Annotated in this window: 16 protein-coding genes; 10 read left to right on the top strand and 6 right to left on the bottom strand. The window is 59.7% G+C overall.

Annotation, left to right across the window (positions count from 1 at the left end):
• The first annotated feature begins 215 nt into the window (after positions 1 to 215).
• Complete coding sequence (locus tag ASE60_RS08460; RefSeq protein ID WP_057249310.1) at positions 216 to 1,139, top strand: NAD-dependent epimerase/dehydratase family protein; 924 nt, start codon at positions 216 to 218, stop codon at positions 1,137 to 1,139.
• An 89-nt stretch (positions 1,140 to 1,228) separates the two neighbouring features.
• On the opposite strand, the gene ASE60_RS08455 is transcribed toward ASE60_RS08460, so the two are convergent.
• Genes ASE60_RS08455 through ASE60_RS33570 form a run of 4 tightly spaced genes read right to left on the bottom strand, consistent with a single transcriptional unit; the run spans position 1,229 to position 7,543 of the window.
• Positions 1,229 to 3,091, bottom strand: coding sequence for a hypothetical protein (locus ASE60_RS08455; protein ID WP_057249309.1), 1,863 nt, complete (start codon positions 3,089 to 3,091; stop codon positions 1,229 to 1,231).
• Between the two features lie 6 nt (positions 3,092 to 3,097).
• The gene (locus ASE60_RS08450) at positions 3,098 to 5,623 is read right to left on the bottom strand and encodes a phosphotransferase (protein WP_057249308.1); all 2,526 of its coding nucleotides are present in this window, start codon (positions 5,621 to 5,623) and stop codon (positions 3,098 to 3,100) included.
• Entirely contained in the window at positions 5,623 to 6,465 is an 843-nt protein-coding gene (locus ASE60_RS08445) for a glycoside hydrolase family 16 protein (RefSeq protein ID WP_057249307.1), read from the bottom strand. Before ASE60_RS08445 ends, ASE60_RS08450 begins: the two co-directional genes overlap by 1 nt.
• Positions 6,455 to 7,543, bottom strand: a complete 1,089-nt coding sequence (locus ASE60_RS33570; protein WP_082615776.1) for a GNAT family N-acetyltransferase — start codon at positions 7,541 to 7,543, stop codon at positions 6,455 to 6,457. Before ASE60_RS33570 ends, ASE60_RS08445 begins: the two co-directional genes overlap by 11 nt.
• 175 nt (positions 7,544 to 7,718) lie before the next feature.
• On the opposite strand from ASE60_RS33570, the gene ASE60_RS08430 reads away from it, so the two are divergent.
• Complete coding sequence (locus ASE60_RS08430; protein ID WP_057249304.1) at positions 7,719 to 8,768, top strand: POTRA domain-containing protein; 1,050 nt, start codon at positions 7,719 to 7,721, stop codon at positions 8,766 to 8,768.
• Between the two features lie 27 nt (positions 8,769 to 8,795).
• Here the strand turns inward: ASE60_RS08430 and ASE60_RS08425 are convergent, their stop codons facing one another.
• Positions 8,796 to 9,098 (bottom strand): hypothetical protein, encoded by a 303-nt coding sequence (locus tag ASE60_RS08425; RefSeq protein WP_057249303.1) that lies wholly within the window; start codon positions 9,096 to 9,098, stop codon positions 8,796 to 8,798.
• 701 nt (positions 9,099 to 9,799) lie between these two features.
• Here ASE60_RS08425 and ASE60_RS08420 point away from each other — a divergent pair.
• The 4 genes from ASE60_RS08420 to ASE60_RS34485 are packed head-to-tail and all read left to right on the top strand — an operon-like array spanning position 9,800 to position 20,835.
• The gene (locus ASE60_RS08420) at positions 9,800 to 10,657 is read left to right on the top strand and encodes a glycosyltransferase family 2 protein (protein WP_244495566.1); all 858 of its coding nucleotides are present in this window, start codon (positions 9,800 to 9,802) and stop codon (positions 10,655 to 10,657) included.
• An 8-nt stretch (positions 10,658 to 10,665) separates the two neighbouring features.
• Positions 10,666 to 12,837: a glycosyltransferase gene (locus ASE60_RS33565; RefSeq protein ID WP_082615774.1), complete on the top strand. Its 2,172-nt coding sequence runs from the start codon at positions 10,666 to 10,668 to the stop codon at positions 12,835 to 12,837.
• The gene (locus ASE60_RS08410; protein ID WP_082615773.1) at positions 12,797 to 13,669 is read left to right on the top strand and encodes a polysaccharide deacetylase family protein; all 873 of its coding nucleotides are present in this window, start codon (positions 12,797 to 12,799) and stop codon (positions 13,667 to 13,669) included. The genes ASE60_RS33565 and ASE60_RS08410 overlap by 41 nt, the downstream gene beginning before the upstream one ends.
• Positions 13,585 to 20,835 carry an SEL1-like repeat protein gene (locus tag ASE60_RS34485; RefSeq protein WP_156414608.1) on the top strand — a complete coding sequence of 2,417 codons (7,251 nt, stop codon included), beginning with the start codon at positions 13,585 to 13,587 and terminating at the stop codon, positions 20,833 to 20,835. Before ASE60_RS08410 ends, ASE60_RS34485 begins: the two co-directional genes overlap by 85 nt.
• A gap of 89 nt (positions 20,836 to 20,924) precedes the next feature.
• Here the strand turns inward: ASE60_RS34485 and ASE60_RS08400 are convergent, their stop codons facing one another.
• Entirely contained in the window at positions 20,925 to 21,962 is a 1,038-nt protein-coding gene (locus tag ASE60_RS08400) for a LacI family DNA-binding transcriptional regulator (RefSeq protein ID WP_057249300.1), read from the bottom strand.
• 272 nt (positions 21,963 to 22,234) lie between these two features.
• Between ASE60_RS08400 and ASE60_RS08395 the strand changes: the two genes are divergently transcribed.
• From ASE60_RS08395 to ASE60_RS08380, 4 genes are all read left to right on the top strand, one after another.
• Entirely contained in the window at positions 22,235 to 23,569 is a 1,335-nt protein-coding gene (locus tag ASE60_RS08395; RefSeq protein ID WP_057249299.1) for an extracellular solute-binding protein, read from the top strand.
• A gap of 209 nt (positions 23,570 to 23,778) precedes the next feature.
• Positions 23,779 to 24,726: a sugar ABC transporter permease gene (locus ASE60_RS08390; RefSeq protein ID WP_057249298.1), complete on the top strand. Its 948-nt coding sequence runs from the start codon at positions 23,779 to 23,781 to the stop codon at positions 24,724 to 24,726.
• Positions 24,723 to 25,661 carry a carbohydrate ABC transporter permease gene (locus tag ASE60_RS08385; RefSeq protein WP_057249297.1) on the top strand — a complete coding sequence of 313 codons (939 nt, stop codon included), beginning with the start codon at positions 24,723 to 24,725 and terminating at the stop codon, positions 25,659 to 25,661. The genes ASE60_RS08390 and ASE60_RS08385 overlap by 4 nt, the downstream gene beginning before the upstream one ends.
• A complete protein-coding gene (locus ASE60_RS08380) occupies positions 25,658 to 25,846 on the top strand; it encodes a hypothetical protein (protein WP_057249296.1) in 189 nt (62 codons plus the stop codon). Before ASE60_RS08385 ends, ASE60_RS08380 begins: the two co-directional genes overlap by 4 nt.
• Positions 25,847 to 25,850 lie beyond the last annotated feature (4 nt).

The following is a 25,850-nucleotide window of genomic DNA, read 5'->3' as shown; positions in this document are numbered from 1 at the left end:
ATGCCCGCTACCTGGACGCGAGTAGCAAGGATGGGGGGCATCGGTGACTTGACTGCTAGGCAGCGAAAATAGAGGATTGAATAGAGACGCTGAGAGCGTCGGTGGTGGCGCAGAGACAGCAAAGTATTGGTTTCGTTCGCAACTCATTTGCGCGTTCTGGTTGGCTAATTGCCGCGACAACTTTCGCCGAGACCAAATGTCATGGGGGAAACGGGTTGAAAACGATCTTGGTTACCGGGGGGGCAGGGTTCATCGGTGCGCATCTGGCGCGGCGATTGCTGGAAACTGGCCGCGAGGTTGTGGTGCTGGATGACCTCAGTTCAGGAAAGCGTGACAATGTGCCGAAGGCAGCCACGTTTATTAACGGTTCTATTCTGGATAAAGAGGTCGTTCGCGGTGCGCTTTCCGGTGTCGATGCCTGCATTCATCTGGCCGCTGTCGCTTCCGTCGAAAAATGCAATCGAGAGCTGACGCATTCTCACGCAATCAACATCACCGGGTTCCTAAATCTGGTTGAGGAAATTGCGAAGTCTGGCACCAAGCGAACAGTAGTCTACGCCTCCTCAGCCGCCGTTTACGGCGCGAGCCAGGACCTGCCGCTCTCGGAGGAAGGCAAGTGCGTTCCGCTTTCGCCCTACGGCGCCGACAAGCTTTCGTGCGAATTGCACGCCCGAGCCGCCTACGAAGTCTATGGTCTCTCGACGACGGGCCTTCGCTTCTTCAACGTCTTTGGACCGGGCCAGGATCCGCAGTCACCCTATTCCGGTGTGATCACCAAATTTGCGCAGCGGCTGGGAAACAACGAGGACATCGTGATCTACGGCGATGGCAAGCAGACCCGTGATTTCGTTTACGTCGCCGATGTCGTCGAGGCGCTTATCCGATCAGCGGAGCGGATTCCGGACGGTGCTCGGATCTTAAATGTTTGCAGCGGTGTCGAGACATCGATCAATGAGCTCGCGCGGATCATGATCGAAGAAACCAAGTCTCAATGCGCAATCAGTTACGTGGACGGACTGCTCGGCGAAGTCAGGCGTTCTCAAGGGTGCACCCAAGCGCTCCAGGCAGAGCTCGACCAACGATGCCGTACGGATCTTCGCACTGGACTGGCACAGTTGCTTACGCAAGGGCGGCAATAGCCTGAAAGGCCTTGTTGCGGCCCCCACGCATGACCACACCAATGTGCGCTCCGATGCGACACACCTTTCTGATGTTGGTTGAGCTCCGCTCAATGGTACCGATTGTCGCGGGCGCTGCCGTCCGCAGTCGCGGGCAGTAAGCGAAATACTTTCGCATTGGTCGATGCCCGCACCAGCTTAAAGCGAGGCGAGGTCAGCAGGTCCCGTTCGATGTGGTCGAAGTCGCCCGGCCGCAACTGCCCGTTGGCTTCGAGAGAAGCTTTCTGGCTGCGCGTGAGAATCACGTAGGCGTCACGCCATTGGGGACTATCCATCCACCGCAAAAAGACACCTGATGGGTCGGCGGCAATTTCTTCTCGCGTTGACTTCGCTTCCAACGAAATCGCCAAATAGTAGAAATTCTCGTAGTTCATGAACTGCGACGGGTAACTACGCGAACCTTCGATGAGGAGTGTGCCCTCCGGAGCTGTGCGATAGAGCCATTCGGCCACGGCGACCTCATCTTGCGCAAAGCGGTATTCGCGGTCCTTGCCATTGTTTGCGAATAGGAAACCGATGGTCGAAAAAAGAAGCACGATAGCAAGCGGCAGGAAGACATAGGCCGGCTTTCCCGCCCGCGTCGATGGAAAGAACGCGGCGGCAGCGAAGAAGGCAAGGAAGGGCGACGCAAAGAGGTAAACGCGAAATATCGACTCTCCGCCATACGCAACCGCTATCAGCGGCATTGGTGAGAGCAAGAGTGCGGCGGCGGTGAGGTCCCAGTGGCCATTTAAGAGCCGACGCAAACCGCCGAGGAGCGCAAGGACTATGACGCCTGCCGAAAGCGCGCGCCCGAACAAAACCACCCATGCACGTTCGGCACTCACGTCGGCCACATTCGCGAGCTTGCTGGTGGCTTCTGACAGCGTACCCATGCTGGCCAGTTCGCTCAAAATTTGCTCGTAGACAAAGGGGGCCGCTGGCCAGAGAAGCCATCCAATTTCAGCGACGATAGCAAACACCAGATAGGCGGGCGAAAGCCATCCGAGGAGGGTCAGCGATACCGCCGCGAGGATGATCATGAGAGGCGTCAGCTGATGCGTGACCACGACCACGCAAATGAGCACCATCGCCAGCAACGCGGAGAAGGTACGCACAAAGCGGCTGCCCGTCCAGGAAGGTAGCCCGATGGGGCGTGAGACAGGGCCGAGCACATACAGAAAACCAGGTCGTCGCGCCGCCCAAGTCGTTTCGCGTTTGCGCAAGGGGCCAAGAAATAGGCCTATGAGAATGAGGTAACAAAGAAATGTAACGCCTTGCGGCGAAAAATAGTCCTGGCCGACCCAGTTGGCGACTACGAATAGCCAACAGGCCGTCAGTTGTAGGCGGCGATCTGCGGACAGGCGTTTGGCAATTCCCAGAAACGCCCCGACAAGCCCGAGCGTGAGGACCGGCGGGGTGAAGCTTACGATTGGTGCGAGATCGACCGATCTCAAGCCGAAGCGGTCGGCCAACCAAGCCGTCGCCGCGAACAGCCCGGGCCAATTGTGATAGGCCGCGAGGAAAGATGCATTTCGGTCAACGGCTCCATAACGTTGGATGTAGTCGACGACGCCGAGGTGCTTCCAGGCCCAGGAATAGCGCAATGTTCCGTAAACGATCGGTGGGGTCGCGTGAAGGACGATGACGAGCGCGATCAGATAGAAGACGGGTAAGGGGCCAGCGGTACGCCCAGCACATACCAGCCAGGCAAAACCTGCTGCTAGCAACGCCAGTGACAGAAAGAAGCTCCTGGGCAAAACCGAAACCAAGCCGACGTCGGTCATCCGATCGGGCTCGATCGCAGGCAACGATATCGCCCAAAGGAGGAGCGTCGCAAAGAGTATAGCGGCCAGGGCTACGCCATATCGCTTGGAGACTGTGTCAGCGCCTGTGTTCAATGGCATGTCTTCGACGCGGGCAAGAACGGTCATTACCTGTTACCCCCTCTTCGTGGAGCCGGCAGGAATGGGGTAGGACGACGTCGCGCTTGTCTTGCGCTTTTGTCTGCGGAGGCAGCCGATCGCAAGTATGTGCGGTGCCGCGTTCACCTTACCGCCATACCAGGCCAGGACGAGGTCGATGTTGACCGCCAGCCATAGCGCCTTATCAGCAAAACAAGACGATTTGGTCAAATTGGTCGCAATGTGGTGCCACCACGCCAACCCGCAAAGCGCGCGCAACACGGCGGGGTCCGTAAGTGCACCGTAGCTCTCCTCAAGTGTGGCACGCATTGGTGCCATGGCCTTCACCTCCTCGGGTGACAATTGCGGCACTTCCAAAAAGCGGCGTACAACGAAACCCAGGTCTTCGCCGCTGCGCAATGCGCGCGCGGTCAGCAACAGGAAGATGACATCAAGGCCGGGCGGGGTATCCTGGGTGGCCGTCTCCCAGTCAATAATTGCACTCAGGCGGACATCAGCTTCATCTGGGCCGGACGTGAAAAGCAAGTTTCCGGGGGCGAAATCCCCATGGCCGAGACTGAGAGACAACGAACGACCGCTCCAGAACTCGCGTTGTTGCGCCTGAAAGACAGCAAGTGCCTCTGCGCGCGACGCCGGGCCGAGCAAATGCGATTGCGATGCGCATACAATATCGGATCCATAATAGAGCCAGCTTTCCAGCCAATCCTGGTTGATTACCCCTTTTGTTCCTGTGCGCGAGTGCATTATGTGGATGGCGTCTATCGCTTGGGTGAGTGCGGAAAGGTACTGTTCAGACTTGGCAAAAACCGAACGACCGTCGGCACCCGGCAACGCGCGCTCCGCGAGCTTCGCTCCTGATGGGTCAACAGAACTCGCGATAATCGTTGAAACCGCAAAATCAAGGTGTCGGAACGCGGGATTGGTGGCGAGTTCACGGCTGCGTTCGATGTGGCGGGTAACTGCTCGGTGCCCCTCTGGCGATGTCGATGCCTTGAAGACCAGGAGTTCGTTCGCAGCGTCATCCGTCCGGAACATGCCTGTTCGTACGTCGCTTTCACGGAAAAATTCCCGCACGGACTGCGCAGCTGGCATTGCAAGCCCGGTGGCGGCACAGAAGCTCGCAATTGACGCCTCGAGTGGCGGCGCTGAGTGCCGCCGCGGTGCGACATTGCTCCAGATCCGCGCCAACGACGATAACAAACGCAATGTAAGATCGATCCGACCGGACGGTCCGAGACGGCGCGACAGGTCGCCTAACAGGCCGACCGCCGTTAAGCTGTGGGCGATCAGCCACGCGGCCGCCATCCCTAGAGCGCCATAGGCTGCGACAAGCGGAGTGCCAAGACCAAGCACAATGACTAACGTTACGACTTGTGCGAGTGCAACGACTTGTGTCCGACCCGTCGCACGGTGAACAGCGAGAACGAGCGTGACGAGGCTCCAAGGCAGGCAGGATATAGCGAGCAGGCGCAGCAGCGTCGAATTTGTAAACGAGACATCGATACCGAGCACCGTCAACAGAAGTGGCGCGCCTATGATCAACACCAACACAACAGCTGCCAATGGCGCGATCGTGTAGAGCAAGGCATCTACGGCGAGCCGATGCAATTTCGACTTATCGAACGCGATTTCTGCCAAGAGGGAGACGCCCATCGAACGGCTGATCAAATAGACCCCGTAGACGATTTCCCAGCTGATATAATAGACAGCCAGATTGGCCGAGCCGCCATAATGCAGGACGACGAGAGGCGCGATGCCCATTGCCGTCATTGAGGCGAGCGTACCCAGATAGTCCCACCCAAAATATCGAGTGAGCGCTCTGCGGTCAGCTCTCTGGGACTCGCCGTTGATGCGGTGTTTCGGAAGAAAACGGATAAAAATCAGCCAATTAATGCCGGCCAACAAGAGTGGCAGCGGCAAGATCCACGCCGCATAGAGCCCAGCACCGAGAATGGAGGAGCCTGCAAATAGTGTAAGCAACAAAAGCTTGGCAACGGCGAATATGGCGTTTTCAATAGGCACGACCGTCGCGCGCCGCAAACCCGCTAACACGCTATCCTGTAGGGCAAAGAGGGTCCAGGCGACCGTTGCGACCACGAAGGCTGCGGCTGAGATGGGCTGCTCTCGCAGGAAACCCAATTCGGGTGTGATACGGGAGATGAAAATGATGGCGAGCGTGGAAAGAAAAGCCGCCGCAATGGCGGCTAATGCATAGGCCCAAAGCACCAGACGCCGGACGCCCTCCTTCGCGGTCGCAGGTAGATAGCGGTTCAGAAAGTTGCCCATGTTGAGCTGCGAGATGTTTCCAAGCGCCAGCATGGTAGAGATGAGTGCTGCCCCAAGCCCGACTTGTTCGGGGGAGTAAAAGCGGGAAGCCAGGCCCCAGAAGGCGAGTCCGAGCACCGAAGTGAGCCCGGCGCTCGCGATTAGCGCGTAGCCGTTTTTTAGGAGTGACGAGTGGGCAAGCGCAGCCAACGCTGGATAGGCCCCCGAGACTCGGGCCATGAAGTTGACGTGGTCGTGGTTGTTACGCTGCAACATCAGCCGTCGTCCCGCTGCCAGATACGTACGTAGTCGACGAGGTATGCGGAGGGAAATTTCGTAGTCTTCGATGGAGCCCCCGCCCACTCACCGCCAACAGCCAGATTGAGGAGCAGGTACATCTCTTCACTGGATATCGTCGGGACGTCCGCGTGTCGCCAGACCTCCTTGCCGTCGAGGTACCAAATGATCTTGTCCGCGTCCCAGGTCAGACTGTAGATGTGCCAGTTCGCCGTCAAGTCTGATGTCTCGACGTCCTTCCCGACGCTCTTCTTCTCAGAGGCCGCGTCAAGGTAATGATAGTGCATTCGCAACGTGGAGGATGAATCGCCAAGAACCTCCATAATATCGATTTCCGGACGGGATTTGCGTGTCTCCGGCAGAAGCCATATCGCGGCCCAGAGCCCCGTGCCCGCAGGAACTTTTGCCTTGACTTCAACGTGGCCGTAACGGAACCGAACACGCGAGGGACGAGGCAGTTCGTCGTAGTCGCGCCCCGTGGTGACGATGCCGGAAGTGTAGTCGAAAGTCCGGTCTTCGATGCCCTTGGCCTTTTGTCGTCGAGCAGTGAGCCGCAAAAGTCCTTCGGACATAGTGACGTTTTCTGGTCGGTACCATTGCAATTCGGCATTGCCGAGATTGGTACAGCCGTCCTTGTTCCACCAATAACAGGTGGTCCACTTTTCCCGGTCAAGTTCGGGTCCGTCGAAGTTATCTTCAAAGATCAGCCGCCACGAACCTTTGGCAGCGATCGGAACCGGTCCGTCAGCACGCGCCGCCGATGTTGCGAGACAGAGAGACAGGAGTATGGCGGTGAGGGTGATCGATTGCCTAAGATGCATCACGAAACCCCACCACGCGTTTGACTGTACTTCGGGCGAAACTGTCGAGGCTTGCGAGGGGAAGTCGCTCATAGCGGTATTCCGCATAGGGGATGGCGACCGCGCCGAAGCGAGATTTGAATTGGGCGAGCGAAGCGGAATTGCCGGTCTCGCCCATATGATAATGTGTACTGCCGAGCCGGCAGGCATCTTCGATTGCCCGGGCTTGAAGCAGGTATGTGGCGCGGCTTTCGCCCGCGAGCTCCTCATCGATCGCGCCGCGCGTGTAATGGGCTTGGTGATGCATGAGCACTAATATTGCGGCAACGGGCCGGCCGTTGATGCGCGCCACATAGAGCCGAAAAGCCTCGCCGAGATGGCTCGCCATTTCGGCGAACTTTGAACGTGGATCACGGCGTAACCCACGGAAGCGTGCAAGTACTGCAGGTTCATGCTGCTTGCGCGCCCAACGCAACAACGAAAGTTCGAGCAGGCTGTGAAACTCATCGATCAGTCGAGCGCTGTTACCTGCTTCCACCTCAACGCCACATTTTTGGGCGCGTCGGATGTTGGTTCCAGCATTAGAGCGAAAGCGCGCCCGTACAACCTCAGTCCCTCCGGCCAAGTCAACGACATGCGCCAGACGGGGAATGGTCGCCCAGCCGGGGCGGGCAGCCTCAGCCCAGATATTCGCTAAAAGAGGGTTTGGTCGGATTTTAAGTCCGACATAGGGCAACGTCTCAAGATGAGCGAGAACGCAACGCAACTTGTCAGGTGAAATTCCCTCGTCAGAAAGCAGGCCACCGAACCCCCAGGCCGGCGGTGGCGACCAAGCGTAACGCAAGGAGGCGACACCCTTGGTAAATAGGGGCAATACCGCTTGGGAACCGTCGGCGAAATGGAAGTACTGCGGGCTGCGTTGGTAGTTGCCGCTGGCGGTGACGGCTTGTGCCCATTGGTGCGATTGGCTGACGAGCGCGGTCGGGTCACTTTGATAAAGGTCAAGCCAAACGGCATCTGAGGCCGGCCCACTTGATTGGATGAGGTGACCAAAGGCGTTAGGGCCGATCGGTTGCGTTGATGCCGTCTCCAAACTCATACAGCCGATCCAGCGCTTCCCTCATGGTCGTTCATCGGTGCGTTTCACAAGCATAGGACGAATAAGCAGGAAATGAAATGCCCGAGAATGATCTCTTAGGGGGCGTGCATCTTCACAATTTTGTGCTTTACTAATATAGGACAGCACACTGGCAGGTTATGTTTGGAGCCAGCAAATGCCGCATCGATCGCAAAACCGAATATTAACGGCGAAACAGAAGCTCAAAAAGATGAACTGGTGCGTCACAAGGTTCCTTACCGCTGGCGCCGTCTGGATGTTTGCGGTCTTACCGGCGTCAGCCCAATCGGTGGTACTCGACACGCAGGAAATTTCCTTACCGTATCTCGCGCGGGCACTTGAGCAGGCTTACCAATTGCCGCTTCTGTTAGACGCCGGCGCTTCGCCGGCCGAACGAAAGGAGGCGCTCGCGACCGAAAAGGCCCGGCTCAAGGGCGTGATCGCCGGCTTTGGCTATTTGGACGCGGAGGTATCCGAGGAGGATCAGAAAGGGAAAATAGTTCTCCACCCCAAGCTTGGTGATATCTACAGGGTGACGTCCGTTGAACTCAAGGGCATTCGTCCATCGGAACTGGACCGTGAGGTCCTCGATCGGCTCGCCGCGATCATTGATGAGTTTGTCGGGCAGCCCGCGACGACATTCGTCGTTGATACGTTCACTCGGCGTATCCTCCAAATCGTCACCGCCCAAGATTTCGCGCACGCACGGCGACGGGCAACGGATTGGGTCCGTAAGGGCGAGGGTGTCGCGACTGCTGTCATTGATCTCGACTTGGGCCCCCGCAACCGTTTCGGTGAGGTTCGATTTAGTGGCGGTCTTCGCATGCAATCCGAACTCCAGCGCCTCGTTCCCTTTCGTTCCGGCGACCGCTACAGCGCCGCAGCTGTCGAACAGCTACGTCACAATATTGAGGCCCTTGGTACTGTGAAGTCTGTAAGGATTGCCATAGGTAAAGACGAAGACGGAATGGTCCCGATCGATGTCAGGATCCGCGAAGCGCCTGCAAATCTCGAGACGCTACGCCATACGAACCCGCTCGACGTTGGAAGTGGCCTCGCCGCGATCGCAGGTCTATTTTTTGTTCAGATGGGCGCACAGACTGGCTTGCCGCGATCCCGGTTGCGCCCACTAATATGGTGCACAGGTGGCTGCCTATTGATATTTGCAGTGTTGGCGGCTCTCAGGCTCGTTAGCTTCTTAGCTTGACACGGCATGCGTTAGGCTGAACGTGTGCTATTGCTCGCCTTTGGGCGTCGGAATAAGGGTTCCGACAATCAGTGGGCCGTTGACTGGCTGGCGTTGACTGGCGGCCTCGCCGAGAACAGCGTCAATCTCTTCCTTAAGCGCCTGGCCTTTGGCGACGAGCGCCGCCTCGGCCTGGATTAAGGTAGCGTTATCCGCGCTCGCGGCTGTTGCGATGGAACGTCGCAATTCCCTCAAGTCCGCAATCAGAGCGTTCCACTCTTCCATGAGCTTCATCCACCGCTTGACTGGGTCCGTTGTCGGTGCCTTGGCGATATGTTCTTCCGACTGCATCAGCCTCGCTTACCTTTGATTGCACGGTAATCTGCATCATGCCTCGCGCTGCAAATATACGCGATTCCCGCTTGATAAGCCATCGATCTTGCAACCTTCGTGGGTCGCAACCCTCCGTTATCCCTCATAGCTAGGCAAATTCAATCGGTTAGATTCGACTGCGCTCAGCTTTGCGCGGCGCTATGTTGTGCTTCTACGGCACACAAACCAGGATATCCGAGGGCGAGCTGTTCTTTAACTGACGCGGCGACGAGGCGCTCTGGTCACGACAACGTGTGTGGATAGCAGTCAGCCATGTGCGCTCACAGTGTGGCTCCGCTCGTTATGAATCTCCGGCGAATTCTCTCATTTAAGGAGTTGCTTATATTGAGGTTTATGTATTGAAATTCGGAAAATATCTTATTTTCCAGAGAAAAATAAAGGGTATAAATATAACGATGCCGGAGAAATTGCGTCCGAGAGAGAATTTGTTTCCTAAATTTTTTTGTGAACGGAACTATTCCATCCATTATACTGTGACATATTTCTGCAATAAAACGGCACCATCGAGCCTATCTTGGAATAAACCAAGGAAAATAACGGCTTCTACTATAAAGTGCTCTTTTTCAGGAAATTCACGCGGTAGTTTACAAAGTTAGAATATTGTAATAAAACTGAATATGTACAAGTAATACACACTTTTCTCTTCCGCGGCCATCTGCATGACCGGGGATGAACGCTTATTGTTTTCAATTTTCTTTTTTTTTGGTTGGAGGATTTTGAATAAGATGGGTGAGCATTTTCACAATTCATTAAGAGCAGCCCTCCGCCCGTCCACCATGGACAGGGCCATCGTTGTCCCGAGGGTCAGTGTCATCGTCCCTACGGTAAATGAGGCAAAAAACCTACCGCATGTCCTGCCACGCATACCCGCCTGGATAGACGAGGTCATCCTTGTAGACGGAAACTCTACCGATGGCACCGTCGCCGTTGCGCGCGAACTTATGCCCGATATCGTCGTAATAGAGCAGCCGCGCCTTGGAAAAGGGGTGGCGCTTGCTGCTGGTTTCGCCGCGGCCCGCGGAGACATCCTCATCACCCTTGACGCGGATGGTTCCGCTGACCCCGAAGAGATGACTGGTTTTGTGGGTGCATTGCTTGCAGGCGCCGATTTCGTAAAGGGTTCGCGGTTTCTCCAAGGCGGCGATACGCGTGACATGGAATGGTACCGACGTCTTGGAAACTGGGGCCTGCTGCAATTGGTGCGTCTGCGCTTCGGCGGTCGCTACAGCGATCTTTGCTACGGTTACAACGCCTTCTGGCGTGACGTTTTACCCCATTTGCGGGTCGAGTCCGCGACCGGTTTCGAGATCGAAACGCAAATGAATATCCGCGCGCTACAAGCAGGCCTCGCCATAGCGGAGCTTCCGAGCCGGGAATATGCGCGGATTCACGGCGTCAGCAATCTACGCACGATCCCCGATGGCTGGCGCGTCCTGAAGACAATTGCTCGGCTGGGCCTCAGTCAACGCAGTCGCGCCGGTGCCATGGTCAGAAACCGTACGCAGCGGGCAGGTTGAGGCCTGCCATGTCTTCGATTGCGGTTGTGATCTGCGCTTACTGCGATGAGCGCCGCCTACAACTGGGCGACGCTATTAACTCGGTATTGAAACAAGCCCGCAAACCTGATCGGCTCGTCGTCGTCATCGACCACAACGACGACCTGCTGCGGGACATGCGGACCTCTTACCCAGGTGTCGAGGTGATCGCCAATGACGGGGCGCGAGGCCTCTCGGGTGCGCGAAACACCGGCGTGCATGCCGCCGCGCCCTGCGATATCGTTGCGTTTCTTGACGACGACGCTGTCGCCGAAGCCGACTGGCTGCAACGGCTCGCGCTGCACTTTGTGGATCCAAACATTATCGGCGTCGGTGGCAAGGTGCTGCCACTTTGGCCAGATCAGCGACCGCGCTGGTTTCCAGAAGAATTCCAGTGGGTGGTCGGCTGCAGTTACAAGGGCCTGCCGAACAGGCTGAGCCCGGTTCGCAATCCGATTGGCTGCAACATGTCGTTCCGACGGACCGTCTTCGATGCCGTGGGCGGCTTTCGCGAGGGTCTCGGTCGCAGCGGCCAGGATGCCGCAGGGTGCGAGGAAACAGAGCTTTGCATTCGCGCCCGCCGGCACTTCCCGGCAGCAGTCATTCTCTACGATCCGCTAGCCGTGGTTCATCACCACGTTACCAGAGAACGGACGCGGTGGGCCTACTTCCGCAGACGATGCCAGGCTGAGGGACGCTCGAAAAGTGTTGTGGTCGAAACCGCAGGGGCGGGCGACAAGCTTGGTGCCGAGCGTGCCTATGTTACCCGCACCTTGCCGGCTGGCGTCTTTCGCGGCTTGATGGATATGGTGACGCGACTTGACCCTTCGGGGCCGATGCGTGCGTTCACAATCGTCGCGGGGCTTATGTTTACGACGGCAGCCTATCTTGCCGCAAAATTCTCCAGACGCTCAAGTCCTTTCCGCCCAATTAAGATCGTAGACATAGACCATACCAAGCCACTTCCGGCGATCGACCTTACCAGGCCGAGCGGCGATGTGCCCTATGGCGGCGTTTTCTGTTTGATCCGCTCTGGCGCGCAGCCGCTCTCACTCGTCGAGTTGCAGCATTCTGGCCCCATGATTGCGCCTGCAGACTTGCTCGCGGAGATCGGCTCCGTGCGGTCCTTGCCTTCAGTTAACTCCAGCCGTGCGCCTGCGCGTGAAAGAGTGGCGGTGGTGATTGCAACGCGTGATCGCGCAGAGAGCCTGGATCGCTGCCTCGCGTCGCTGTTTGATCAGACCCGCGCCCCCGATGAGGTGCACGTTGTAGACAACGCTCCGGCCTCGAAGGCGACATTGGATCTGATTTCGGCACATTACCGCGGACGGGTGCACTATGTGCTCGAGCCAACCCCGGGGCTCGGACGGGCACACAATACTGGCCTGCGCTACGTGTCCAGCGACATCGTTCTCTTTACCGATGATGACGTCGTGCTCGACCGACATTGGGTCGAAGCGATGGCGGCGCCGATGGAGGAGGATAAGGCTGTCGGTTGCGTGACCGGTTTGATCCTGCCAGCCGAACTCGAAACTCGGGCGCAGGTCTGGACGGAGCGGCATGGCGGCTTCGGGAAGGGGCTGCAACGTCGAGTTTACGATTTGGAGGCGAACCGTCCCAAAAGCATGCTCTTTCCCTTCACCGCTGGTCAATTCGGTTCAGGTGCCAACATGGCGTTCCGGGCAAGTGCGTTGCGCCGGCTTGGCGGCTTCGATGCAGCACTCGGTGCTGGAACGCTGGCGCGTGGCGGCGATGACCTTGCTGCCTTCTTCGCCATCGTTAGCGGCGGCTTTAGACTGGTCTACCAGCCTCAGGGCATTATCTGGCACTACCACCGCCGCGGCGAAGACGGCATGCGTCGGCAAGCCTTTTGTTATGGCATGGGGCTTGGCGCCTACCTGACGAAGATCGTTGTCGACGAACCACGTCGGGCTATTCGGCTCGCTGCGGCATTTCCAGCAGGCATCTTACACATGGCCGGGCCGACATCGCAGAAAACCGCGCGGCTACCAAGCGACTACCCGCTACGGCTCGTCTGGATGGAGCGCCTTGGCATCCTTGCAGGTGTACCAGGCTATTTGCGCAGCCTAGCAAAACGTCGGCGCGACGATCGACCGCGTAATGGCGTTGACGAAAGACGACCGGCAGAAAGAGAGGTTTGACATGCAAGCTATCCCGATCCTGGTCTATCACAGCGTCGGCCGCACTTGCGGCCCGGCCTATCGACGCTGGCTGGTGACCGAGCGGGAGTTGGACGCATATCTCCAGGCCCTGACGCAGCGCGGCTACCGCTCAATGACGGTTCGCGACCTTGCGCTATTGCGTTGCAGCGGACAACCGATCCCTCCGCGCACCTGCGTCATTACCTTCGACGATGGACTTCGCGACTTTGCCGAAGCCGCAATGCCAGTTCTGGTCGACCGGAAGTTTGCCGCCACACTCTATGTCGCCACCGGTTTCGTGGGGGCGACCGCCCGATGGCTTGCGGATCTCGATGAAGGCAATCGCCCAATGCTCAACTGGTCCGCGCTGCGTGACCTGCACGACGCCGGGATCGAGATCGGCGCGCACTCTGTAACTCATCCCGAACTTGACACACTGTCCTTTGCAAAGGCTACCAGCGAGCTTCGCGATAGCAAAAAGGCCCTGGAAGACGGGTTGGGCGCGGCAGTCACCACATTCGCATACCCTCATGGCTACGCGTCCCGCGCAACGCGCAGGATTGCAAAAGATGCTGGATACCTCGCCGCCTGCCGTGTTCGTCACGCGCTCAGCGACGAGACGGAAAATCTCTTCGCTCTTTCTCGCATTGTTGTCACCAGTGAAGTAACGCCAGACGCGCTCTTGGATATGATCGAGACGCCGCAGCTTCCCGTCGCACCACCAGCCGATCGGCTGATTGCCACCGGTTGGCGCGCAGCAAGACGCCTGCGCGCCTTGCACCGCTCGGTGTTTCCAAGGCGCCAAGTGGCCGGAGCAGAAAGTGGGGCGTGATGAGTTCCTCGGGCTGGATCGGACTTGTCGCTGTCGGTGTCCTGTGGGCCGGGTCGGCGTCTGCCGCCGCGCCGGAAACCTCAGCGATCGACCCTCTATCCCAACACGATCGGTCTGAAGGAGGGCAACAGGTTGTCTTCCAGCCCAACCTAGGCCGGGCATTGGCGCAACTGGCTGACCTCTACATTGCACGCAAGGTCGATGCCACGACCGTGGATCGTCTGCTCGGCGAGTATGAAGGTATGCTGCGCAATGCCGGGCCGGATGCGATTGTCGCGGTATCGCAGCCGAGAGGCTCGGGTGAGGTTGTCAACGAAGCGCCCGATGGCACCCGCGTGCTTACTCTCTACGAACGTGCGGCAGCCTACGGCTATCGGGGCGCGCTGTTTGGTCTCGGTGATCTCTACAGTCGTGGCGAACTCGTCCCTCGCAATCCCGAAAAGGCATTTGCCGCTTATGCCGAGGCGGCAAATCAGGGGATCCCCGCGGCGCAGTTGCGGATGGCGGAATTGATGATCCGGGGTGAGGGCACGAAACGCGATGTGACGGCAGGCGAGGCGAGCCTGCGCGTGCTCGGTCAATCCGAAAATCCCAGCGTGCTGGAGCTAGTAGCTGAGCTTTGCCTTTCCGGACGCATACCGGAACAGACCGATATGGCGGTTTCGGCGCTGCGCAAGGCGGCAGATATGGGTTCCGCAAGGGCGCACTTCAGGCTCGGCGAACTCTACTACGCCGGAACAGTCCTGGTTTCGGACTATTCCGCCGCGCTTGTTCATTACCGTCTGGCTGCGGGACACGGAAATGTGGATGCAAAAGTTCGGATTGCCGAAATGCAGGCGCGCGGTCAAGGCATGGCCCGCGACGTGACGAAGGCGGTGCGCGAATTGCAGGTTCTGGCCGATCTCGGCGCACCGATTGCCGACCTCTCCCTTGGAAGTCTCTATCTGAAAGGCGATGTCGTGCTGGCCGACCCGGTTCGTGCGGCAAAATACTTCCGTCAGGCCGCCGCCCGTGGCAGCGGGACGGCGCTGATGCAGCTTGGAGACCTCTATGCGGATGAGGGGGCGGTGACTGGCGACTATGGTCCAGCCGTTCAAAGCTATCAACAGGCCGCAGCGAACGGCAATCCAGGCGCGAGAGTACGGCTTGCGGAAATGAAGGCGCGAGGGCGCGGAATGCCGAGGGATCTTGCCGCGGCGACGACGGAACTGATGACGCTTGCAAGTGCAGGGGAGGCCGGTGCCTCTTTGGCGCTTGCCGATCTCTATGGCGAAGGGCGCGCGTTAGCCATCGAGCCCGCCAAAGCTCTGATCTACTATCGACAGGCCGCCGCTCAGGGCAGTGTCACGGCGTTGCTCCGGCTCGGGGAATTCCATTCGCAAGGCGAGTTATCCCGACCCGAGTACGGACGTGCGTTGGAATACTATCGTGCCGCAATCGCTAGGGGCAGCGTCAGTGCAAAGGTCCGGTTGGCAGAAATGACGGCCATGGGCCGAGGCGTGCCGCAGGATGTCGCCGCCGCCAAAGCCGAACTGGAAAAACTTGCAGCCCGCGGCGAGGGGGAGGCATCCCTTCTCTTGGGTGATTTCTACGCCCGTGGGGATGTCATGCCAGCCGATCCTGCCCAAGCCTGGCTCCACTATCGGCGTGCTGTCGATCAGGGAAGCGTCGCTGCGCTGACACGGCTTGGCGATCTCTACGCCGGCAACGGTAGGGCTAAGCCAGACTATACCCTCGCGCAGGACTACTATCGGCGCGCCGTCAGCAGAGGAAGCGTGAGCGCCCAGGTGCGGCTCGCAGAAATGGAGGCTCACGGGCAGGGGCTCGTTCGCAACGTATCGACGGCGACGCGAATTTTGACGTCGCTTGCCGAACGGAGTGAACCGGCTGCCGCCCTTAGCTTGGGTGATCTCTATTACTCCGGGGAAGTCACCCGGGCGGATCCGGCACGCGCAACCGGATATTACCAGCACGCTGCCGCGCTTGGAAGCATAACGGCCTTGCTTCGACTGGGCGATCTCTACCTCACCCAGGGCGCACTAACGGGCGACTATAGGGCCGCAAGAGTAAGCTATGAGCAGGCAGCGGCGAGGGGAAACGTCGGTGCGAAGGTGCGGCTCGCGGAAATGAAGGCGAGAGGACGCGGCACAACGCAGGACGTTGCAGCCGCGAAGGCAGAGTTGGATTCTCTCGCGTCGGCCGGGGACGCGGGCGCTTCGCTATCGCTCGGCAATCTGTACAGTGACGGACAGGCTCTGGCAGCCGAGCCAGCTCAGGCCCTCCTCTACTATCAGCAGGCAGTTGCACAGGGCAGTGTCACGGCGCTTCTTCGCCTTGGCGACCTTTATTCCGACGGTGAACGGACCGCCGCCGATTACGCGCGCGCCATCGAGTTCTATCACAAGGCCGCAGATGCAGGAAACGTCAACGCAAAGATACGGGTGGCGGAGATGAAGTCGCGGGGGCGCGGCATCAACCAGGACATCGCCGCCGCGAAAGCCGGACTCGAGCAGCTCGCAGCAGCGGGCGAGGCAGATGCCTCACTGGCTCTCGGCGACCTCTATGGTAAGGGCGAAGTTGTCGCGTTCGATCCTGAGAAAGCTCTCAGCCAGTATCGGCGGGCTGCCGATGGGGGCAGCGTGACCGCCTTGTTGCGGCTCGGCGACTTTTATTCACAAGGCCAACCGACGATGCTCGACTACGGGCTTGCGCAGGACTTTTACCGTCAAGCGGTCGGCCGGGGGAATGTGAGCGCCAAGATCCGGCTCGCCGAAATGCAAGCACGCGGGCAAGGTATTGCGCGGGACGTATCCGCCGCGACTCGGGAACTGACCGAGCTCGCGCAGCGAGGTGAGACGGCTGCCGCGCTGGCGTTGGGCGACCTCTATGGCAGGGGAGAAGCCGTACCGGTCAATCCGGCGCAGGGTTTGCAATATTATCGCCAGGCGGCCACGCAAGGCAGCATGACTGCGTATTTGCGGCTTGGCGACCTCTATTCCGCCGGCACCACATCGGCGACGGATTACGCGGCAGCGCTAGACCACTACCGCCGCGCTGCTGAACGAGGGAATTTGGTGGCGAAGGTTCGGCTCGCCGAAATGAAGGCGCGCGGCCAGGGTATGGCGCCGGATGTCGCGTCGGCGACAAGCGAATTGACCGCCCTGACAAAAGGAGGAGAAAAAGCCGCAGCGATTGCGCTTGGCGAACTCTACAGCAATGGACAGGTCGTGCCTGCCGACCCAACCCTTGCTGCCGGCTATTATCGCCGCGCCGGAGAGCTTGGTAGCGTTGAGGCAAGGGTGCGGCTTGCGGAGATGGAGGCAAGAGGGCTGGGCGTCAAGCAAGACGTGACGGCTGCCACCGCCGAGCTGGCGGCGCTTGCCAAGGGAGGGGAGGCCAGCGCGTCCCTCGCCCTTGGTGATCTCTATGCCGAAGGAAAGGTCGTACCCCAAGATCCATCAGCCGCCGTCAACTACTATAGGCAGGCGATCTCGCAGGGAAGCGCCACCGCACATCTTCGCTTGGCCAATCTTTACTCTGCCGGCGGTCTTTTGGCGACGAACTACGCCGGAGCATTCGACCAATATCGCCAGGCGGCAGAGCGCGGCAGCAACGAGGCAAAGATCCGGATGGCTGAAATGACGGCGCGGGGCCAGGGGACTGCCCGCGACGTAGCAACGGCAACGCGTGAATTGATTGCGCTCGCCGACAGGGGAGAGACCGCCGCTGCGATCTCGCTTGGGGACCTTTATGGCGCGGGAGACGTGGTCCCAGCCGATCCTGTGAGAGCGCTGCATTACTACCGGCAGGCCGCCCAGAACGGCAGCATTACCGCGTTGCTGAGACTGGGGAGCTATTACTCCGAAAGCGGGTCGCCAGTGGCGGACTTTGCTCTGGCGCAAAACTATTATCGGCAGGCTGCCGGTCGGGGGAACACAGAGGCCGCAGTCCGGCTCGCCGAAATGAAGGCTCGGGGACAGGGCATGGCGCGGGATGTGGCATCGGCCACACAAGAATTGGCTGCCCTGGCCGAAAAGGGAGAGACAGTAGCCGCGCTTTCTCTCGGTGAGCTCTATCGCCAGGGGGAGGTTGTGCAAGCCGACCCTGGGCGCACGGTCGAGTACTATAGCCAGGCGGCCGAGCGCGGCAGCGTGACGGCGATGATACGTCTCGGCGAGTTTTACTCCAAGAGCCAGACGGCCATGACTGACTACGCTCGCGCGCAAAACTTCTACCGTCAGGCGGCAAGCCAGGGTAGCGTTGAGGCGAAGGTCCGGCTTGCGGAAATGAAAGCCCGGGGCCTTGGCGTTCCGCAGGACCTCGCGGCGGCCCAGGCCGAGCTTAAAAGCCTTGCTGCATCCGGCAGACAGGAGGCTTCACTGGCATTGGGTGATCTTTATGGTGACGGAAAAGTTGTGCCGGCTGATCCCGCGCAAGCAGTGCAATATTTCCGGCAAGCCGCGTCGCAAGGCAGCACAACGGCGAATGTTCGATTGGGCGACCTCTATTACGCGGGCAAGGGGGTGAGGACGGACTTTGCGGCCGCCTTCGATCACTATCGCCGCGCGGCAGAGCGGGGCAATTTGGAGGCCAAGGTTCGGCTTGCGGAAATGCGGGCGCAGGGCAAGGGCATCCCCCAGGACCTCTCCGCTGCCAAGACCGAGCTGGAAAACCTTGCCGCGCGCGGCGGGGCCGAGGCGTCGCTTGCCGTCGGCGATCTCTATAGCAAGGGCGAGGCGGTGCCGGCCGATCGCGCCCGTGCGGCGGACTATTATCGACAGGCCGCCGCGCAAGGCAATGTCGCCGCATTGCTGCGGCTTGGGGATTTCTATTCGCAAAGCGAGGCAGCCACGACCGACTTTCCGCTGGCCCAAAGCTACTACCGCCGGGCGGCAGAACAGGGCAACGTCGAGGCGAAGATACGGCTTGCAGAGATGCAGGCCCGAGGCCAAGGTGGAGAGCAGAACATGGAGGCCGCCAGTGCCGAATTGGCGGCGCTTGCCGACAGAGGCGAAGCCAGCGCTGCACTCGCCCTTGGCGATCTCTATGGACGTGCAGGCGTGATGCCCAATGATCCGATCCGGGCCGCCCACTACTACGAACAAGCCGTAAAACAAGGGAGTTTGACGGCGCTGCTGCGGCTCGGCGACGTTTATCGAGGTCGCGAACCAGGCAAGGCCTTCGCCGCCTTTAGCGCAGCGGCCAAGCAGGGTAGTCTAGACGGCAGCCTGCGTGTTGCGGAGCTGACGATCCGTGGCGAAGGAACGTTACGCGATGTCCCGCAAGGCGTTGCGACGATGCGATCGCTCGCCGAAAGTGACAATCCGAACGTACTGGAAGCGCTGGCCGACCTCTGCTTGTCCGGTCGCGTGCCGATGCAGCCGGAACTCGGCATCACAACCTTGGAGCGCGCTGCGCGCCTCGGCTCGGTGCCGGCGCATGTACGGCTCGGCGATCTCTACGCCGCCGGGGATGCCGTGACGGTCAACTATGCTCTCGCACTAGAGCACTATCGCCAGGCGGCCGATCAAGGCAGCCTGGAGGCGAAGGTGCGGCTCGCTGAAATGAAGGCACTCGGCCGGGGCATGGCTCCCGACGCGGGAAGCGCCACCGGCGAACTGGCGATGCTTGCCGCCCAAGGTGAAGCGGGCGCGGCCTACTCTTTGGGCGACCTTTACGCCAAGGGCCAAACGGTGCCAGTTGATCCGCTGCGGGCTCGGCAATATTACCAGCAAGCCGCAGATCAAGGCAGCGTGAGGGCCATGTTGAGGCTTGGTGACGGCTATCGGTCGGACGATCCAGGTAAGGCGTTTGCGGCCTATAGCACCGCAGCAGATCAAGGCAACCTGGAAGGCCAGCTACGTGTCGCCGAACTGACAATCAGGGGTGAGGGGACACAGCCAGATGTGAATGCCGGCATGGCGGAGCTTCGTGCACTCGGAGCAAGCGAGAGCCCGGATCTCCTGGTCACACTCGCCGAACTCTACCTCTCCGGACGTATCCCATTGCAGCCAGCGCCTGCCGTCGCGGCGCTTGAGAAGGCGGCGCATTTGGGATCCGTCCGGGCGCATCTACGGCTGGGCGACCTCTATTCCGAGGGAGATGATGTAAAGGCGGACTACAGCGCTGCGCTTGAGCACTATCGCCAGGCAGCCGAGCAGGGCGATGTGGACGCCAAAATACGCCTTGCCGAGATGGAAGCCCGCGGCCAGGGCATAAAGAAGGACGTCGCTTCGGCGGTCAATATGCTTTCATCGCTGGCGGCCGAGGGCTCAGCTTCCGCCCTGCTCTCCCTCGGTGACATTTACGGCGGGGGGCAAGTTACTGCGCAAGATCCGAAGCTGGCTGTGAAACATTATAAGGCCGCAGCGGAGCAGGGTAGCGTTTCAGCGATGCTCAGACTCGGTGATGCCTACAACAACGGACGTCTTGTCCCGCGTAATACGAAGGAGGCCGAAAGGTACTACCAGATGGCCTTCGAAACGGGGAACCCGGGTGCCAATGTGGCGCTCGGCCGCTTCAAGGCGTTGACAAAGACACGCAAGAATGCAGCTGCGGGCATGGCCTTGCTCCAACGCTCCGCAGACGAGAAAGTGGTCGGAGCATCATCGGTTGTCGCTGAGGCCCTATTTTACGGTCAAGGCGTCACGCGCAGCAGCAAGAAGGCTCTCGCCGTCCTGCAGAACGCTGCCAAGGAGGGCGATCGGATTGCGGCAATCGATTTGATCGAAGCCTATCGTGATGGCAAGCGCGATGGCCGCACACAACTCGTAAAAAGGGACAACGCGAAAGCGAAGTCGGTCTTGCTCGCGTCGGCCGACCTGCTCTCAGGCCCCGAAAAGAGCATTCAAACCTTTCTGTTGGATGCCTCGACGGCAAAAGCCAGCGCGTTTGCGGCGCTCAGCAACAGGTTTAAGTCCCTGACACAACCGGAACGCCAAAGGGCCGTGCGTGATTTGGCAAGGACCAACCCTCGACTGTTTGCCTACCTGATAGAAGCACAATTGCGCCAAAACGGTGTGCGCGTCGGGCCGGTTGACGGACGGCTCAACGCGGCCGCCCAAAGGGCATTGGCCCGGCAATGCCGCACGCTTCTTCCGGCGCGCCAATGCAATCAAGGTCTCTCGACGCCGCGGGTCGTTGAGACGCTTGCCCAGATGTTCTGAAGCAATCTCGCGATCGGGGGACGCCCGTCTTCCCGTGCGACCCTGATCGCCACTGCCTGTATAGGGCGGCTGTGGCTGCCAACGCCTCTCTAGGGGCCCTGAAACTGAAGATTTTCCTTAAGCAGGATCTCGATGCGAATCCTCTCCTGCGAAGCCAGCAGCTCGCGATGATCTGCGCGGGCGCGCATGATGCGCAGTGCGCTTCTGACCGCATGGCCGGGGTCCTGGGCGATCAGGGCATCAATGCGTTCGTCCATCAACGCCCGCTCGCTGAACGGCGTGCGCTCGTGAGCAACGACGGTGAGCTGACGCGAGCCCTGCGCATTCCAGACCGCCGTTAACGGCGCTCGCGCCTCGGAACTCAGCACATAGACGGCAAGCGTATCGGGGTTGTGTTGCAACGTCCTGTTGATGATCAATTCGGCGCGTTTCTCGTCGGCATAGGTTTCGAGCGAAGGCAGACACTGGAGACGCGGAAACTGCGCATTGATGATGCTGTCGAAGCCGAGACGGCGCTGGATGCTGTCGAGTGCCATCATGGTTTCCGCCACGACCATGATCTTGCCGGGCTGGTTGCCGATGAAGCGGCCTGCGATCTTGCCGGCCGTGGCGCCGGCCGCGAAGTTGTCGATACCGACATAGTCGGCCCTTTCCAGCCGTTCCTGGCCTGACAGGAACTGCACGACCCTCACGTCTCGTTCCACGAGCCGCACCAGCGCATCGCGAACCTGTGGCGATTCCGGTGCCATCACCGCGACGCCATCGAGAGTTTCGTGATCGATGAGGCTCAGATACTTGGCGACGTGGTGCGGGTCTGCCATCGGGATCTGCACGGCCTCGACCTCGGTGGAATCGGCGCGCAGCGCGTCGCGTGCCTCGGTGACGCGCCCGATCAGTTCGCTCAGATACTGGTCGCCGGAGACGGGAAGGACGAAGCGAAACCGGTAGGTCTTGTTGCGCGCAAGTGCTACCGCCGCCGGGTTCCTGACGAAGCCGATGCGCTCGATGGCGTCGTTGACCTTGCGGAAAGCCTTCTTGCTGACATTCGGTCGGTCGTTCAGCACGCGGTCGACGGTGGCCAGGCTCACGCCGGCTGCCTCTGCCAGATCTTTCGCGGTAGGGCGCATGCAATCGCTTCTCTTTGCTCTCGATCCTTCAGGGCGATTCCTCCAACAAAAGCAATCGAAAAGCAAGAATTGATGTGCGCACCTCAAAATTTGCTTGCATTGAGGTGCGCACCTCAATAAAATAGTGCTGTGGCCGGCAGAGGAGTGCGTGAGGCCACGGAGCGATGCGAGGGAGGCCTGCCCACGAAGAAACGTCGCTTTGCGCCCGCTATTCGCCACAGGCGTTTTCAGCTTCCGATGGAGGTCGGGAGGAAGGGGAGGAGGCCCCAGCTATGGAACTTCGTCATTTCAAATCATTGGCCGCATCGGGTGCCCTGCTGGCGGCAAGTGTCGCAAACACCGGCCACGCAAGTGCAGCCGAGCTGACGCTCTGCTGGGCGGCATGGGATCCGGCAAATGCCCTGGTCGAACTCAGCAAAGATTTCGAGGCCAAGAGCGGCATCAAGATGAGATATGAGTTCGTGCCATGGCCGAACTTCGCCGACCGCATGCTGAACGAGCTGAACTCCGGCGGCAAGCTGTGCGACCTGATGATCGGCGACAGCCAGTGGATCGGCGGTGCGGCTGAAAACGGCCAGTACGTCAAGCTCAACGATTTCTTCGACAAGGAAGGGATCAAGATGAGCGACTTCATCCCCGCAACCGTCGTCGGCTATGCCGAGTGGCCGAAGAACTCACCAAACTACTGGGCGCTGCCGGCATTCGGCGACGTCGTCGGCTGGAGCTACCGCAAGGACTGGTTCGCCCGCCCCGAATTGCAGGCGGAATTCAAGAGCAAGTATGGCCGCGACCTTGCCGTGCCGAAGACCTTTGCCGAACTCAAGGACATCGCCGAATTCTTCCAGAAACGGGAGATCGACGGAAAGACGGTCTACGGTGCTGCGATCTACACCGAGCGCGGATCCGAAGGCATCACCATGGGTGCGATGGACGTGCTCTACAGCTTCGGCTTCGAGTATCAAAACCCCGACAAGCCCTACGAGCTCGAGGGATACGTGAATTCCGCCAAGGCGGTGAAGGGGCTGGAATTCTATAAGGCGCTCTACGACTGCTGCACGCCGCCTGGGCATTCCGACGCCTACATGTCCGAGGACATCGACGCCTACAAGTCAGGCCAGGTTGCCCTTCACATGAACTTCGCCTTTACCTGGCCCGGCATCAATGCCGATGCCAATGTGGGCGGCGACAAGTCGGGCTATTTCCCGAACCCGGCCGGTCCCGATGGCGTTGCCTTCGCGCAGCTCGGCGGCCAGGGCATCTCCGTAGTCTCAGCGTCCGAGAAGCAGGACGATGCCCTCGCCTACATCAAGTGGTTCGCCCAGCCGGAAATCCAACAGAAGTGGTGGCAGATGGGCGGCTATTCGGCGCTGCGCAAAGTCGTCGAAGATCCTGGCTTTGCAACCAGTCAGCCCTATGCCCAGACCTTCCTCGACTCCATGGCGATCGTGAAGGACTTCTGGGCTGAGCCATCCTATGCCTCGCTGCTTCAGGCGACGCAGAAGCGCTTCCACGACTATGTGGTCGCCGGCCAGGGTTCTGCGCAGGATGCACTCGACGGTCTCGTCAAGGACTGGACGCAGATCTTCGACGACGAAGGCAAGTACTGACCGCCATCAGGCCATGGCTGTGCACCTCCCAGCGCGCCATGGCGCGACACGGAGCCGGGGATTTTCCCCGGTTCTGTCGCCGCCTTCTGCGTGGTTCCTTCGATCGTGGTCGATTGAAGGACGAAAACATGCAGTAATTCAAAGTGCTGCAGCGGCCTTTGCGCCTCGATTGAGACGCGCGGCGCGGCAGTCAAATGAGGGAACTACCCATGCTGAAATCAACAGTGGACCGGGTCGCCGGAGCGACACCGCATGCCCTTGCCAAACGGGTCCGAGGTCTCTCGGATCGGTCGCTGGCCTGGCTGTTCGTTGCCCCGTCCATCGTCCTGCTTCTCGCGGTCAATATCTTTCCGCTGATCTGGACGGTCCGACTGAGCTTTACGAATTTTCGCGTCAACAGGCCGAATGCCGAGGTCCAGTTCATCGGGCTCAAGAACTACCTGAGCATCCTGTCCGACAAGGACATCTGGCTGACCATGCAGGCGACGGCCCATTTCCTGATCTGGACGATCGTCCTTCAGGTGCTCATCGGCTTTTCCCTTGCCTACCTGATCAACAAGAAGTTCCGCGGCAACGATCTGTGGACCACGATCATCGTTCTGCCGATGATGCTGAGCCCGGCGGTGGTCGGCAATTTCTGGACCTTCCTCTACCAGCCACAGATCGGTCTCTTCAACTACGCAGTCGGTTTCCTGACAGGGGCTGATCCCTCAAGTTTCTCGATGATCGGCGATGTGTCGCTTGCCCCTTGGGCAATCATCATCGTCGACACCTGGATGTGGACGCCCTTCGTGATGCTGATCTGCCTTGCGGGCCTTCGCTCCATTCCGAGCAGCATCTATGAGGCCGCCGAATGCGACCGCGCCAGCAAATGGCGGCAATTCTGGACGATCACCATTCCGCTCGTACTGCCGTTCCTGATGCTCGCCGTGCTCTTTCGCGGCATCGAGAACTTCAAGATGTTCGATCTTGTCGTGCAGCTGACGGGCGGCGGACCGGGATCGATCACCGAACTCACCTCGATCAACCTGAAGCGTGAAGCTTTCGAGAAGTGGCGCACCGGCTACGCATCCGCCTACGCCGTCATCCTCTTCGTCACCGTCTTCGGCCTGGCGTCGATCTACGTCAAAGCCCTGAACAAGGTCAAACAACGATGAGCTATTCCGTTACCGAGCCGTCGCAACGGCAAAAGTGGTTCGCCGGGATCCTGGTCGTTGGTTACGCGCTGATCACGATCCTACCGCTTGTCTGGATCATCGCGACGAGCTTCAAGTCGCCGGCCGACGCGATCGCCTATCCGCCCAAGACCTTCTTTACGCCGACGGTGGAAGGCTATGTCAACGTCTTCACGACGCGCACCCGGCTCACCGAGGAGCAGTTGAAGGCGGTCGGCGAGCCGCAGACCTGGTATGAGCGGCTGGTTCGCAAGGATGGCCTCGTCATCTCCGGTCCGTCGCGCTTTGCCGAGCGCTTCACCAATTCGGTGATCATCGGCTTCGGCTCGACCGTGCTCTGCATCGTGCTCGGCACGGCCGCCGCCTACGCCTTCTCGCGCTTCAAGGTACCGCTGAAGGATGATCTGCTGTTCTTCATTCTATCGACGCGCATGATGCCGCCGATCGCCGTCGCCATCCCGATCTTCCTGATGTTCCGGTCATTGGGCTTGAACGACACCCATGCGGGCATGATCCTGCTCTACACGGCGGTCAACCTGTCGCTGTCGGTCTGGCTGCTGAAGGGCTTCATCGACGAGATACCTGTCGAGTATGAGGAGGCGGCGCTCATCGATGGCTACACCCGGTTCCAGGCTTTCTACAAGGTGGTGTTGCCGCAGGCGGCGACGGGCATCGCCTCAACCGCGATCTTCTGCCTGATCTTTGCCTGGAACGAATACGCCTTCGCGGTGCTTTTGACCTCGGGCAACGCCCAGACGGCGCCTCCCTTCATTCCAACCATCATCGGCGTCAGCGGTCAGGACTGGCCGGCTGTTGCCGCCGGGGCGACCTTGTTCCTCGTGCCGGTCATGGTCTTCACCATTCTTCTGCGCAAACACCTGCTGCGCGGCATCACTTTCGGAGCCGTACGCAAATGACGAGATTCTTCAATGGATTGCTGCACTTGCGCCGCGGTGCCTGGGAAATGCTGGCATCGGCCCTGATCGCAGCGGGCGTCTTCATGCTCATGCAGCCCTTCGCTCTCGCGCTCTATTCCTGGTCCTTCGTCATAACCTTGCTGGGTACGGTGATGTTCATCATCGTCAGCCATTTTCCGGAGTAAGCCG

It is taken from the genome of Ensifer sp. Root278 (assembly GCF_001429285.1).
Classification (GTDB): domain Bacteria; phylum Pseudomonadota; class Alphaproteobacteria; order Rhizobiales; family Rhizobiaceae; genus Ensifer.
The sequence above is the reverse complement of the archived record's forward strand: the minus strand, read 5'-3'. Positions and strand labels throughout refer to the sequence as shown.

Coding starts and splice junctions, on each gene's coding strand:
- ASE60_RS08455 (WP_057249309.1), bottom strand. CDS start 3,091: ATGACCGTTCTTGCCCGCGTCGAAGACATGCCATTGAACACAGGCGCT.
- ASE60_RS08450 (WP_057249308.1), bottom strand. CDS start 5,623: ATGTTGCAGCGTAACAACCACGACCACGTCAACTTCATGGCCCGAGTC.
- ASE60_RS08445 (WP_057249307.1), bottom strand. CDS start 6,465: ATGCATCTTAGGCAATCGATCACCCTCACCGCCATACTCCTGTCTCTC.
- ASE60_RS33570 (WP_082615776.1), bottom strand. CDS start 7,543: ATGAGTTTGGAGACGGCATCAACGCAACCGATCGGCCCTAACGCCTTT.
- ASE60_RS08430 (WP_057249304.1), top strand. CDS start 7,719: ATGCCGCATCGATCGCAAAACCGAATATTAACGGCGAAACAGAAGCTC.
- ASE60_RS08425 (WP_057249303.1), bottom strand. CDS start 9,098: ATGCAGTCGGAAGAACATATCGCCAAGGCACCGACAACGGACCCAGTC.
- ASE60_RS08420 (WP_244495566.1), top strand. CDS start 9,800: ATGACCGGGGATGAACGCTTATTGTTTTCAATTTTCTTTTTTTTTGGT.
- ASE60_RS33565 (WP_082615774.1), top strand. CDS start 10,666: ATGTCTTCGATTGCGGTTGTGATCTGCGCTTACTGCGATGAGCGCCGC.
- ASE60_RS08410 (WP_082615773.1), top strand. CDS start 12,797: ATGGCGTTGACGAAAGACGACCGGCAGAAAGAGAGGTTTGACATGCAA.
- ASE60_RS08400 (WP_057249300.1), bottom strand. CDS start 21,962: ATGCGCCCTACCGCGAAAGATCTGGCAGAGGCAGCCGGCGTGAGCCTG.
- ASE60_RS08395 (WP_057249299.1), top strand. CDS start 22,235: ATGGAACTTCGTCATTTCAAATCATTGGCCGCATCGGGTGCCCTGCTG.
- ASE60_RS08390 (WP_057249298.1), top strand. CDS start 23,779: ATGCTGAAATCAACAGTGGACCGGGTCGCCGGAGCGACACCGCATGCC.
- ASE60_RS08385 (WP_057249297.1), top strand. CDS start 24,723: ATGAGCTATTCCGTTACCGAGCCGTCGCAACGGCAAAAGTGGTTCGCC.
- ASE60_RS08380 (WP_057249296.1), top strand. CDS start 25,658: ATGACGAGATTCTTCAATGGATTGCTGCACTTGCGCCGCGGTGCCTGG.